Genomic DNA, 12,106 nt, shown 5'->3' on the forward strand with positions numbered 1-12,106 from the left:
CCCGTTGCCGCCGCGCCCAGGCCGGCGCCCGCCCCGGCCCAGGCCTTCGCCCCTGCCCCCGCCCCGATCACTACGGCTGCGCTGCCCGACCCCGAGCCCGAACGCGCTCCCCCCGTGCTGCTGGCCATGGCCTCGCCAACACCTGCGCCGGCAGCGCCCATGGCCGCCGCCGCGCGCGCCGTGGAGCCACCGCCCCCGCCGGCCGAAGAGGCCGAGGTGCCGCTCAAGCTGCTATCGCGCGTCAACCCGGCCATCCCGCGGCAGCTGCAGCAGCAGACCTTCCGCGACGGGTTTGCCCGCGTGAAGTTCACCGTGGCGCGCGATGGTTCCATCAGCAAGGCCGAGGCACTGGCGGCCAGCCACAACCGCCTGGGCATCGCGGCGGTCGACGCCGTCAAGCAATGGCGTTTCGAGCCCATCCCGGCCCCGCGCGAGGTGGCCATCGAGTTCGCGTTCAACAACGTGGACGAGTGAGCGCCTTCGTCGCCTCAGGCGCCCGGCGCCGGGCAGCTCTCCAGCAGGGCTGACATCGCCTCCAGGAACACCCGCGTGCGCAGCGGCATCAGCCGCCGCTCCGGGAACACCGCCCAGCAGCTGGAGCCAGGCAGCTGCCAGTCCGGCAGCAGGCGCTGCAGCGTCCCCAACTCCACCGAGTGGCGCACCAGCAGCCGGTCCACGCCGGCAATGCCCACGCCGCCGAGCGCCAGCTGCGCCAGCAGGCTGGGCGAATTGGCCAGCGTGCGCTGCGCCGGCCGGGCCAGCACTGGCTCGCTGCCCTCGCGCTGCAGCCACCAGGGCACGGGCTCGCCGGTACGGGTCAGCAGCATCAGGCCGTGCATGTTGTCCAGCGCCTGCGGCAGCAACGGCTCGCCGACGCGCGCCAGATAACCGGGCGAGGCGTACAGCCCCCAGTGCGTCGTGGCCAGCTTGCGTGCGGTGAGCTGGCTGTCCTCGTCCATCTTGCCCATGCGGATGGCGAGGTCGAAGCCCTCGCCGACAAGATCGACCCGGCGCGGCGTCAGGTCCAGTTCCAGCTGCACCTCGGGGTAGTTGAGCGCGAACTCGGCCAGCATGCCGGCGGCCACGCGCTCGGCAAAGTCCGCCGGCATGCTCACGCGCAGCCGGCCGCTGGGCTTGCTCTGGCGGTGCAGGGCCAGGGCCAGTGCGCCGTCCACCTCGGCGGCCACGGCACGCGCATGCTCCAGCACGCCGGCGCCGAAGTCGGTCAGCGACAGCTTGCGCGTCGTGCGCAGCAGCAGCTTCTCGCCCAGCCGCGCCTCCAACGCCGCGATGCGCCGTGACACGGTGCTCTTGGGCCAGTGCACGCGCTCGGCGGCGCGGCTGAAGCTGCCGGCCTCCATGACGCGGGCAAACAGCAGCAGGTCGTCGGCGTCAGATTCCATCTTCCCGGCCTCCATTGATCCATCAACGGAACAATCTTATGCAATTCGCCGCCTTCCGGCCTTGATTGGCGAGTCCTAGAGTTCATTCCATCGCAACACGCCCCTCCAGGAGCACCGAATGAACATCCTGCAAATCAACGCCAGCGCCCGCCGTGCCACCGACAACGACGGCTCGGTGTCGACCCGCCTGGCCAACGAACTGACCACCGGCCTGCGCATCGCCAGCCCGGCCGCTACCGTCACCGTGCGTGACCTGACGCTGACGCCCCAGCCCGTGCTCGACGAAGTGGCGCTGGGCGCCCTCTTCACCCCCGCCGACAAGCGCAGCCCCGAGCAGGCCGCCCGCGTCGCGCTGGACGATGCGCTGATCGCCGAGCTGCAGGCCGCCGACACGGTCGTCATCGGCGTGCCCATGTACAACTTCAACGTCACGGCCCAGTTCAAGAACTGGATCGATGCGGTGGCCCGTGCCGGCGTCACCTTCAAGTACAGCGAGAAGGGCCCCGTCGGCCTGCTGACCGGCAAGAAGGTGTTCATCGTCACCAGCCGCGGCGGCATCCACCGCGACCAGCCCAGCGACCAGATGACGCCCTATCTGCGCACCGTGCTGGCCTTCCTGGGCATGACCGATGTCGAGTTTGTCTACGCTGAAGGCATGGCCTTCGCGGCCGAACAAGGCCTCGCCGCCGCCCGCTCGCAAATCACTCAACTTCTCGCAGCCTGAGGAATCCGCCATGAGCACCGTCGCCACATCCCTGTTGAACCAGCCTCGCGAGGTCGAGCGCCTTGTCGCCGGTCAGCCGACCAGCGACGGTGCCGGCGTCAAGCTCAACCGCGTGCTGACGAACAACCTGCAGCGCCGGCTGGACCCCTTCCTGATGCTGGATGCCTTTGGCTCGGAGAACCCGGATGACTACGTCGCCGGCTTTCCCGACCACCCGCACCGCGGCTTCGAGACCATCACCTACATGCTGCAGGGCCGCATCCGCCACCGCGACTCGGCCGGCAACGAAGGCCTGGTCGCCGACGGCGGCGTGCAATGGATGACCGCCGGCCGCGGCGTCATCCACAGCGAGTTCCCCGAGCAGCGCGAAGGCCGCATGGCCGGCTTCCAGCTGTGGCTGAACCTGCCCGCCAAGGACAAGCTGCGCGACCCCTGGTACCTGGACGTGCAAGGCCCCGACGTGCCGCAGTTTGAGCGCGACGGCGTGACGGTGCGCGTCATCGCCGGCGAGAGCCACGGCGTGAAGGGCGCCGTACAGCGCGACGTCACCGCGCCGCTCTACCTGGACCTGCACCTCGCGCCCGGCGCCCGCTTCGAGCAGGTGCTGCCGGCCGAGCACAACGCCTTCGTCTACGTCTACGAAGGCGCGCTGAAGTTCGACAGCGGCTGCCTGCAACCCGAAGGCCGCATGGCCATCCTGGCCAACACGCCGGGCAGCGACGGTGTGCGCCTGCAGGCGGGGGACAAGGCCACCCGCGCCATCCTCGTCGCCGGCAAGCCGCTGGGCGAGCCCATTGCGCAGTACGGCCCCTTCGTCATGAACACCGAGGCCGAACTGGTGCAGGCGGTGCGGGACTTCCAGGCCGGGCGACTGGCGTAGCCGCAGGTGAGAATCGGCCCGCCATGCGCGGACCGACTCTTATTTCCTGATGGACCGCCTCCAAGCGATGGAGGTCTTCGTCGCCGTGGTGGACCACGGCGGCTTTGCCGCGGCGGCGCGGCGGCTGGACCTGTCGGCGCCCGTCGTCACCCGCGCCGTGGCCGAGCTGGAGACGCGCCTGGGCGTGCGGCTGCTGACGCGCACGACGCGCACCGTCCGCGTGACCGAAGCCGGCGCACGCTATGCCGAGGACTGCCGGCGCATCCTGGCCGATGTGGGTGACGCCGAGAGCGCCACCAGCGATAGCCGCAGCCAGATCAAGGGCCTGCTCAGCGTGACGGCGCCGGTGCTGTTCGGCAACCTGCATGTGACGCCCATCGTCGCGGACTACCTGCAGCGCTACCCGGACGTCGATGCGCAATGCGTCTTTGTCGACCGCATGGTCAACCTCGTCGAAGAGGGCATGGACGTGGCGGTACGCATCGGCGAGCTGCCGGACTCCACGCTGCGCGCCGTTCCCGTCGGCCGCGTGCGGCGCATGCTCGTCGCCTCGCCGGGCTATGTGGCCGCGCACGGCCGGCCGCTGCGCCCGGATGAGCTGTCCGGACATGTGTTGATCCACCCCACGCAGGTGCTGCCCTATCCCGAATGGCGCTTTGCCGAAGGCGGCCGGCCGCTGGTGCAGCGCATCCGGCCAAGGTTGCGCACGACGACCAACGACGCAGCCCGCTCCTTTGCGCTGGCGGGGCTGGGGATCGCGCGGCTGCTGAGCTACCAGGTCGCCGACGCACTGGCCAGCGGCGCGCTGCTGCCGCTGCTGGAAGACTTCGAGACGCCGCCGTTGCCCGTGCATGTCGTCCACCACGAGGGCCGGCACATGACGCAGAAGGTGCGCGCCTTCGTCGACCTGGCGGTGGCCACGCTGCGCGCCAATCCGGCGTTGCGCAGCTAGCGATTCTGCGGCGCCCAGTCGCGGAATCGCCAGCGCAGCGGCAGTGCGTCGCGCAGCCACCAGCCCTCGTCGAGATGAAAGCGCCAGGCGCGCTCGGCGCCTTCCAGCGTGGCCAGTTCCGGTCCATCCCAGACGATCTCGGCGCGGCCCGTCAGCGTCAGCAGGTCGCCTCGTTCGAAGTCGATAAAGAGCAGGCCGGCGCGGCCATCCAGCTGCAGGTTGCCCAGCGTCATGAACATGCGGTTTCCGGAGTAGTCGGGCACCAGCAGCGTTCGGTCGTCCTCTTGCACGACAAATCCGGCGGGACCGCCGCGGTGCGAGACGTCCGCCCCGACCGCAGCGGCATGCGTGGCGACGAACAAGGTGTCGGCGGCGGCGATCAGCCAGGCGGCGTCGCCGTCGAGTTGCGACACGCGTTCGATGGCGCGCGGCCTGGTGTCCGCCGCGTCACGGACCCATTCGAACTCGCGGCCCTGGATGTACTGCGGGCAGTTGCCCACCGCCTGCTGCACGCGCAATCGCAGGCCCTCAGGCCCGGCCACCAGCAACTCGCCGTTGACGCGGTTGCGCCGCCGCGTGTGCAGCTCTATGCCCAGCAGGCCCAGTGGCGCACCCACCGTCATGCCAGCTGCAGCCGGGTCGCCCGGGATGGGCGCGGTGTCGAAGGTCAGATGCCAGGCATCCGGCGCCTGCACAAAGCCCGGCCGGCCCACCAGCACCGTGGCCCAGGGCCGGCCGGCGGGGTCGACGCTGCCGGCCAGCATCAGCGGCAACTGCTCGTAGAAGCGCTGGTGCTGCTCGGGCATGTGGTCGCGCACGACGCGGCCGCCGATCTCGTGCATGCGCTCGGCAACGCCCAGACGGGTCTGCACGGCGACCTCGCCGGCGTGGAAGGGCGTGTCCATGAATGCCCCTTCAGGCAGCGGCGCGCAGGCCCGCTGGCGTCGCCTGGAACGGCACGAAGCCCGGCAGCGCCTCAATGCGCGCCAGCCAGGCACGCAGCGCCGGGTAGGGCGCCAGGTCCACATTGCCCTCGGGCGCGTTGACGACGTAGCTGTAGCCGGCGATGTCGGCCAGCGTGGCATGGTCACCCACCAGGAAGGGTCGGCGGGACAACTCGCCCTCCATGACCTTGAACAGCGCATGGGCGCGGGCGATCACCTCGTCGGCGTTGAAGGGCGCACCGAACACGGTAACCAGCCGGGCCGCCGCCGGCCCGAAGGCGATCAGCCCGGACGCGACCGACAGCCAGGCCTGCACGGCCGCGCGCCCGGCGGCGTCCTGCGGCAGCCAGCGGCCGCTGGCGTCGTACTTCGTGGCCAGATAGACCAGGATGGCCGTGCTGTCCCAGACGAAGTGGCCGTCGTCCTCCAGCAGCGGCAACTGGCCGAAGGGATGGCGGGCGAGGAACTCGGGCGTCTTGTGCGCCCGGGTCGCGAGGTCCACGTCCACCAGCTCATGCGGCAGGCGGAGCAGGGACAGCGCCAGCTCGGCGCGGTGGGCGTGGCCGGACAGGGCGTGGCGGTAGAGCTTGAGGGTCATGGAGGCCTCCTTTGAAACGACGAGCCTCACTGTGCCGAGCGCGGCGCCTTCGCGAAACAGCGTGCGCCGCAAGTCATTCTTTCCGCCGCTGAGCGGAGTGGCGCACCGCACAATCCGCGCGCCATGCTTAATGAACGCCGCCACAGCCCCGCCGCCGAACGCAATGCGCCGCCCATCCTCGCCGAGTTGCAGCGCCTGCTGCCGCCTGCGGGCGTGATGCTGGAGATCGCCAGCGGCACCGGCCAGCATGCGGCCTACTTCAGCGCCGGGCTGCCGGGCTGGCACTGGCAGCCGAGCGACTTCGACGCGGGCGCGCTGCCGTCGATTGCCGCGTGGTGCGAAGGGGTGGACCGCATTCGGCCGCCAATCACGCTGGACGTGCTCGCCGACGAATGGCCCGGCGTGCCGGCAGAAGTCGACGCGATCTACTGCGCCAACATGATCCACATCGCGCCGTGGGCATGCACGGCGGGGTTGATGCACGGGGCGGCTCGGCATCTGGGACCGCAGGGGTTGCTGATCACCTACGGGCCGTACATCGTGGATGGCGAGCCGACGGCACCAAGCAACCTGGCCTTTGACGCGGATTTGAAGGCACGCCATCCGGACTGGGGCATTCGCCGCCTGGCCGATGTCGCGGCGCACGCCGCGGCGGCAGGCTTGCACCTGCGCGAGCGAATGAGACTGCCGGCCAACAACCAGCTGCTGGCGTGGAGCGCAGCCGCTCGGTGAACCCCGCCGCCGTGCTGCGGACTTTGCCAACGGCAATGTTTGTTAACCCAGGTTCTGCACACCTGGCGCGTATGCTGGTTTTCCATGACGAGCCCACGCGATCCCACATCCCACCCACGGCACCACACGGGTGAAGAGTGCATCCTGGTGCTGCAAGGCGGAGGTGCCCTGGGGGCTTACCAGGCCGGCGTTCTCCAGGCCCTGTCCAGCGTGTACCGGGAGCCGACCTGGCTGGCCGGCATCTCCATCGGCGCCATCAACGCAGCGCTGATCGTCGGCAACCCGGCGAACCGGCGTGTGCAGCGGCTGCGTGAATTCTGGGAGTTGGTCAGCTCGTCGCCGCAGCAGCCGGTGCTCGGCGGCTGGGCGTCGCTGTTGCACAGCCTGCCGGCGCGCGAATCGCTCAACGAGGCCAGCGCCGCCCGCTCCATGCTGTTCGGTGTGCCGGGTTTCTTCACGCCGCGCTTCCCGCCCGCCCCGCTCCAGCCGCGCGGCACGCCCGAGGCCATCAGCTATTACGACACCGCACCGTTGCGCGAAACGCTGGAGCGGCTGGTGGACTTCGATCTCATCAACTCGGGCAAGGTGCGCTTGTCGGTCGGTGCGGTCAATGTGCGCACAGGCAACTTCGAGTATTTCGACTCCGCCAAAAAGCCCCTGGACGTGCGCCATGTGATGGCCAGCGGTGCCTTGCCGCCGGGCTTTGCGCCGGTAGAGATCGACGGGGAGCATTACTGGGACGGCGGGCTGGTGTCGAACACGCCGCTGCAGTACGTGCTCGACCAGCCGGGCAAGCATTACCGCACTGTGTTCCAGGTCGATCTCTTCCCGGCGACGGGCAGCTTGCCCGCCACGCTGCCCGAAGTGACGGCGCGCGAGAAGGACATCCGCTTCTCCAGCCGCACGCGCCTGAACACCACCAACGAGCTGGATCGCCAGGTTATCGCGCAAGCCGCGCAGCGCCTGCTCGCCAAGCTGCCCCCCGCGCTGCGCGACGACCCGGACGCCCTGGCCCTGTCGCGCCTGCGCTGCGAGGCCGGCGTCGATGTGGTGCACCTCATCTACCGCAGCAAGCACTACGAGACGCAGGCGAAGGACTACGAGTTCTCGCGGCTGTCCATGCAGGAGCACTGGGACAGCGGCAAGGCCGACATGGCCCACACCCTGCACGACCCGCGCTGGACGGGTCGGCAGCGTGCCGCCTCGGGCGTGCGCGTTTTTGACCTGTCCGCCGACCGGCCTTCCGTGGCCGACGTTCAACCCAATGATGGCAAGTCCGCATGAACATCGCCGACGTCAAACGCAACGCCTTCGCCATGCCGCTCACCAGCCCGGCATTCCCACCGGGGCCGTACCGGTTCGTGAACCGCGAGTTCCTGATCGTGACCTACCGCACCGACCTGGACGCGCTGCGTGCCGTGGTGCCCGAGCCGCTGCAGGTCACCGAGCCCATCGTCAAGTACGAATTCATCCGCATGCCCGACTCGACGGGCTTCGGCGACTACACGGAATCCGGCCAGGTCATCCCCGTGACGTTCGAAGGCGTCGCCGGCGGCTACGTTCATTCGATGTACCTCAACGATGAGGCGCCGATTGCCGGCGGGCGAGAGCTGTGGGGCTTCCCGAAAAAGCTCGCCGCACCGACGCTGACTGCCGAGACCGACACGCTGATCGGCACGCTGAACTACGGTTCGGTGCGAGTGGCCACGGCCACGATGGGCTACAAGCACCGCACGCTCGACGCCGCCGCCGTGCGCGCCGGCATGCTGGCCCCGAACTACCTGTTGAAGATCATTCCCCACGTGGACGGCAGCGCGCGCATCTGCGAGCTGGTGCGCTACTACCTGGAAGACGTGACGATCAAAGGCGCCTGGACCGGCCCGGCCGCGCTGGAACTGGCGCACCACGCTCTGGCCCCGGTTGCGCAACTGCCAGTGCTGGAGGTGATCTCCGGCACGCACATCCTGAGCGACATGACGCTCGGCCTGGGTACGGTCATCCACGACTATCTGGCCTGAGCACCAACTCCCCCCACTTGAAAGCGTGACTCCCATGAAACTCGACAACAAGGTTTGCATCGTTACCGGCGCCGCGAGCGGCATCGGCAAGGAGATTGCCATCACCTTCGCACGCGAAGGCGGCAAGGTGGTGATCGCGGACCTGAACAAGGACGCCGCGCAAGCCGCCGCCGACGAGATCAAGGCCGCGGGCGGCAGCGCGATGGCCGTGGCGATGGACGTGACCAACGAAGAGCAGGTCAACGCAGCGGTCGCCGAGGTCGCCGCCGCCTGGGGCGGCGTGGACGTGCTGGTCAGCAATGCCGGCATCCAGATCGTGCATCCCATCGAAGAATTCCCGTTCGCCGACTGGAAGAAGATGCTGGCCATCCACCTCGACGGCGCCTTCCTGACCACCAAAGCCTGCGTGCCGCTGATGCAGAAGTCAGGCCGGGGCGGCAGCATCATCTACATGGGCTCGGTGCACTCGAAGGAGGCGTCGGTGTTGAAGTCGGCCTACGTGACGGCCAAGCACGGGCTCATCGGGCTGTGCAAGACCGTGGCGAAGGAAGGCGGCAAGCATGGCATCCGCGCCAACGTGATCTGCCCCGGTTTCGTCCGCACACCGCTGGTGGAAAAGCAGATTCCCGAGCAGGCCCAGGCCCTGGGCATCAGCGAAGACGACGTGATCAAGAAGGTCATGCTCAAGGAAACTGTCGACGGCGAATTCACGACCGTGCAGGACGTGGCGGAAGTGGCGTTGCTGTTTGCCGGCTTCAACTCCAACGCGCTCACCGGCCAGTCGCTGGTCGTGAGCCATGGCTGGTTCATGCAGTAGGCGCCCGCGCGCCTCAAGCCGAGGTGAGCACCCGTTCGTAGACCTGCAAATCTTCTGCCGAAAAGCAGCAGAAGATGACTTCCCGGAGGCTGCCGTGTGATGCGGCTTCCATGCGCACGGCCTCGATGGCCACGCGCGCCGCCTGCTCGATCGGGTAGCCGAAGATGCCGGTGCTGATGCTCGGGAAGGCCACGGTGGCCGCACCCTGCGCAGCTGCCAACTTCAAGCTCCTCCGATAGCACGACGTCAACGCTTCGGCCTCGCCGTGCCCGCCGCCGCGCCACACCGGCCCGACCGTATGAACGATATGGCGGGCGGGCAGACGGTAGCCTCGCGTGAGCTTGGCTTCGCCGGTCTTGCAGCCGCCAAGGAGCCGGCATTCATGAAGAAGGTCGGGGCCTGCTGCACGGTGAATCGCACCATCCACGCCGCCGCCGCCAAGCAACGAGGAATTGGCGGCATTGACGATGACATCGACGGCCAGTTTGGTGATGTCGGCTCGCTCGGCCTTGAGGATGACAGTCATCCGTTCAGTCCTTGCGGCCCGCACCAAGGTAAGTCTCAATGACCCTCGGATCCGCCGCCAGCTGATCCGCCGCCCCGCTCAACCCGAACTCCCCCGTCTCCAGCACGTAGCCATGGTCCGCCACGCGCAGCGCGGCGCGGGCGTTCTGTTCGACGAGCAGGATGCTGACGCCGCTGGCGCGCAGGTCGTCAACGATGGCGAAGATCTCGCGCACGATCAGCGGCGCAAGGCCCAGGCTGGGTTCGTCCAGCATCAACAGCTTGGGCTGGCCCATCAGCGCGCGACCCAAGGCCAGCATCTGGCGTTCACCGCCGGATAGCGTGCCGGCTTGTTGGGCACGGCGTTCCTTCAGGCGCGGGAAGCGCGTGTAGACGCTCTCCAGCCCGTCGCGCCAGCGCTTGTCGCCGAGTTTGCGGGGGCGCCAGCCGCCGAGCAGCAGGTTGTCTTCCACCGTCATGGTGCCGAACAACTCGCGCTTCTCGGGCACCAGGGCCAGGCCGGCCATGACGCGCTCTTCGAGCGTCAGCCGGGCGATGTCTTCACCGGCAAAGCGCAATGCCGAACTGCGCGACGGGATCAGGCCCATCAGCGCGCCGAGCAGCGTGGACTTGCCGGCGCCGTTGGGGCCGATGACGGTGACGACGCTCTTCTCGGCGGCGCTGAAGCTCAAGCCATGCAGCACCTCGGCGCGGCCATAGCCGGCATGCAGGTCCGTGACCTCGAGCAACGCGCTCATTCCTCCGCTCCCAGGTAGGCCGCACGCACGGCCGGGCTGGCCTGCACCTCGGCGGGCGTGCCTTCCATCAGCCAGCGGCCGAACTCCATGACGACGATGCGGTCGGTGAGCTTCATGACGAAGTCCATGTCGTGCTCGACGAGCAGCAGCGACAGGCCCTCGGCCTTCAGCTGCCGCAGCACCTCGGCGAGCGCCTCCTTCTCCTTGTGGCGCAGGCCGGCGGCGGGTTCGTCCAGCAGCAGCAGCGACGGGTCGCTGGCCAGGGCCCGGGCGATCTCGACGAGGCGCTGAGGCCCCAGCGCCAGGTTGCCGGCCAGCTCATGCGCTTGGGTCTCCAGGCCGATGCGGCGCAGCTGGCGCATGGCCTCGGCGCGGGCTTGGCCCTCCTCGGCCGCGTTCAGGCCGAGCATCGCGCGCAAGGTGCCACTCTTCGTGCGCAGGTAGGTGCCTAACGCGACGTTCTCCAGCACCGTCATGTCGGGTACCAGCTTGACGTGCTGGAAGGTGCGCGACAGGCCGCCGCGGGCGATCTCGCGGCTGCTGCGGCCGTCGACGCGCTGGCCCAGCAGTTCGACCTCGCCGCTGGTCAGCGGCAGCACCCCGGAGACGAGGTTGAAGGTCGTGCTCTTGCCCGCGCCATTCGGACCGATGAGGCCGACGATGTCGCCGGCGCGGATGGCGAAGCTGATGTCGTTGACGGCCACCAGCCCGCCGAACTGCTTGCGGATGGCACGCACGTCCAGCAGCGGCGCACCGCGCTCGGGGTGCTTGCGGGAACTCAGCGGGGGCGCGCCCTCGTCCACCGCACGCGGCCGCTTCGCTGGCAACCAGCGCGCGATCAGCGGCCACAGCCCGTCCGACGCAAAGCGCAGCACCAGCACCAGCACGACGCCAAACACAATGATTTCGTAGTTGCCCGAGCCGCCGAACACCAGCGGCAGCCAGACCTTGAGCTGGTCCTCCGCCAACTTGACGAGAGCCGCGCCGGTGAAGGCGCCGCCCACCGTGCCGATGCCGCCCAGCACGGCCATGAAGAGGTACTCGATGCCGAACTTGATGCCGAAGGGCGAGGGGTTCACGCTGCGCTGCATGTGGGCGTAGAGCCAGCCCGACACCGAGGCCAGCAGCGCCGCGATGACGAACATGACGAGCTTGTAGCGAAAGGTCGACGCGCCCATGGCCTCGGGCATGGTGGCGCCGCCGCCGCGGTGGACGTTCAGCGCGCGCATGATGCGGCCCGGCCGCGAGTCCAGCAGCCGCGTGACGCCCAAGGCGGCGAGCAGCGCGGCCAGCCAGATCAGCAGGTAGATGCGGCGCTCGCTCTGGAAGCTGAAGTCGCCGATGGATAGCGGCGGCAGGCCCAGCAGCCCGTCGTATTTGCCCAGCGCCTCCAAGTTGCCGACGAGGTAGAACAGCGCCAGGCACCAGCAGATGGTGGCCAGCGGCAGGTAGTGGCCGGACATGCGCAGCGTCAGCGCGCCGATGACGAGGGCCAGCACGAGCGTGATGGCCAGCCCGGCGACCAGGCCCAGCCAGGGCGACAGGCCCATCGTTGTCGACAGGTAGGCCGTGGCGTAGGCGCCGATGCCGGCAAACGCCGCCTGCCCGAACGACGTGAGCCCGCCCACGCCGGTGAGCAGCACCAGGCCGAGCACGACGAGGGAGAACAGGCCGATGTAGTTGAGCTGCGTGATCCAGAAGTCCGGCACGGGCGCGAAGGGCAGGACGAGCAGCAGGAGGGCGGCGGCAACCGACAAGTGCGTGCGGTTCATCGCG

14 protein-coding genes are annotated in these 12,106 nt (G+C 69.0%); 8 read left to right on the top strand and 6 right to left on the bottom strand.

Annotation, left to right across the window (positions count from 1 at the left end):
* Positions 1-474 (top strand): energy transducer TonB (locus ACXRVZ_RS18650; protein WP_458232681.1); only part of this gene is annotated, 474 nt, incomplete at its 5' end.
* Between the two features lie 14 nt (positions 475-488).
* Here ACXRVZ_RS18650 and ACXRVZ_RS18655 read toward each other — a convergent pair.
* Positions 489-1,403 (bottom strand): LysR family transcriptional regulator, encoded by a 915-nt coding sequence (locus ACXRVZ_RS18655; RefSeq protein ID WP_457420685.1) that lies wholly within the window; start codon positions 1,401-1,403, stop codon positions 489-491.
* Positions 1,404-1,521: 118 nt separating this feature from the next.
* Between ACXRVZ_RS18655 and ACXRVZ_RS18660 the strand changes: the two genes are divergently transcribed.
* From ACXRVZ_RS18660 to ACXRVZ_RS18670, 3 genes are read left to right on the top strand one after another with little or no spacing between them, the layout of a single operon-like run.
* The gene (locus tag ACXRVZ_RS18660) at positions 1,522-2,127 is read left to right on the top strand and encodes an FMN-dependent NADH-azoreductase (protein WP_457420687.1); all 606 of its coding nucleotides are present in this window, start codon (positions 1,522-1,524) and stop codon (positions 2,125-2,127) included.
* Positions 2,128-2,137: 10 nt separating this feature from the next.
* Positions 2,138-3,007 (top strand): pirin family protein, encoded by an 870-nt coding sequence (locus tag ACXRVZ_RS18665; protein WP_457420689.1) that lies wholly within the window; start codon positions 2,138-2,140, stop codon positions 3,005-3,007.
* Between the two features lie 49 nt (positions 3,008-3,056).
* Positions 3,057-3,959 carry a LysR family transcriptional regulator gene (locus ACXRVZ_RS18670; RefSeq protein WP_457420691.1) on the top strand — a complete coding sequence of 301 codons (903 nt, stop codon included), beginning with the start codon at positions 3,057-3,059 and terminating at the stop codon, positions 3,957-3,959.
* Here the strand turns inward: ACXRVZ_RS18670 and ACXRVZ_RS18675 are convergent.
* Both ACXRVZ_RS18675 and ACXRVZ_RS18680 read right to left on the bottom strand, forming a co-directional pair.
* Positions 3,956-4,864: a pyridoxamine 5'-phosphate oxidase family protein gene (locus tag ACXRVZ_RS18675; protein ID WP_457420693.1), complete on the bottom strand. Its 909-nt coding sequence runs from the start codon at positions 4,862-4,864 to the stop codon at positions 3,956-3,958. The two genes, ACXRVZ_RS18670 and ACXRVZ_RS18675, sit on opposite strands and share 4 nt — an antisense overlap.
* 10 nt (positions 4,865-4,874) lie before the next feature.
* The gene (locus ACXRVZ_RS18680) at positions 4,875-5,501 is read right to left on the bottom strand and encodes a glutathione S-transferase family protein (protein ID WP_457420695.1); all 627 of its coding nucleotides are present in this window, start codon (positions 5,499-5,501) and stop codon (positions 4,875-4,877) included.
* A 123-nt stretch (positions 5,502-5,624) separates the two neighbouring features.
* Between ACXRVZ_RS18680 and ACXRVZ_RS18685 the strand changes: the two genes are divergently transcribed.
* The 4 genes from ACXRVZ_RS18685 to ACXRVZ_RS18700 all read left to right on the top strand — a co-directional run bounded on the left by ACXRVZ_RS18685 (position 5,625) and on the right by ACXRVZ_RS18700 (position 9,068).
* The gene (locus ACXRVZ_RS18685; protein WP_457420697.1) at positions 5,625-6,233 is read left to right on the top strand and encodes a DUF938 domain-containing protein; all 609 of its coding nucleotides are present in this window, start codon (positions 5,625-5,627) and stop codon (positions 6,231-6,233) included.
* Between the two features lie 84 nt (positions 6,234-6,317).
* Positions 6,318-7,517 carry a DUF3734 domain-containing protein gene (locus ACXRVZ_RS18690; protein WP_457420699.1) on the top strand — a complete coding sequence of 400 codons (1,200 nt, stop codon included), beginning with the start codon at positions 6,318-6,320 and terminating at the stop codon, positions 7,515-7,517.
* Complete coding sequence (locus ACXRVZ_RS18695) at positions 7,514-8,251, top strand: acetoacetate decarboxylase (RefSeq protein ID WP_457420701.1); 738 nt, start codon at positions 7,514-7,516, stop codon at positions 8,249-8,251. Before ACXRVZ_RS18690 ends, ACXRVZ_RS18695 begins: the two co-directional genes overlap by 4 nt.
* 34 nt (positions 8,252-8,285) lie before the next feature.
* Positions 8,286-9,068, top strand: coding sequence for a 3-hydroxybutyrate dehydrogenase (locus tag ACXRVZ_RS18700; protein ID WP_457420703.1), 783 nt, complete (start codon positions 8,286-8,288; stop codon positions 9,066-9,068).
* Positions 9,069-9,081: 13 nt separating this feature from the next.
* Here the strand turns inward: ACXRVZ_RS18700 and ACXRVZ_RS18705 are convergent, their stop codons facing one another.
* From ACXRVZ_RS18705 to ACXRVZ_RS18715, 3 genes are read right to left on the bottom strand one after another with little or no spacing between them, the layout of a single operon-like run.
* Complete coding sequence (locus ACXRVZ_RS18705; RefSeq protein WP_457420705.1) at positions 9,082-9,594, bottom strand: O-acetyl-ADP-ribose deacetylase; 513 nt, start codon at positions 9,592-9,594, stop codon at positions 9,082-9,084.
* A 4-nt stretch (positions 9,595-9,598) separates the two neighbouring features.
* Positions 9,599-10,330 (bottom strand): ABC transporter ATP-binding protein, encoded by a 732-nt coding sequence (locus ACXRVZ_RS18710; protein ID WP_457420707.1) that lies wholly within the window; start codon positions 10,328-10,330, stop codon positions 9,599-9,601.
* Positions 10,327-12,102 (bottom strand): branched-chain amino acid ABC transporter ATP-binding protein/permease, encoded by a 1,776-nt coding sequence (locus ACXRVZ_RS18715; RefSeq protein ID WP_457420709.1) that lies wholly within the window; start codon positions 12,100-12,102, stop codon positions 10,327-10,329. The genes ACXRVZ_RS18710 and ACXRVZ_RS18715 overlap by 4 nt, the downstream gene beginning before the upstream one ends.
* Between the last annotated feature and the right edge of the window lie 4 nt (positions 12,103-12,106).

The organism is Roseateles sp. P5_E8, from assembly GCF_054177665.1.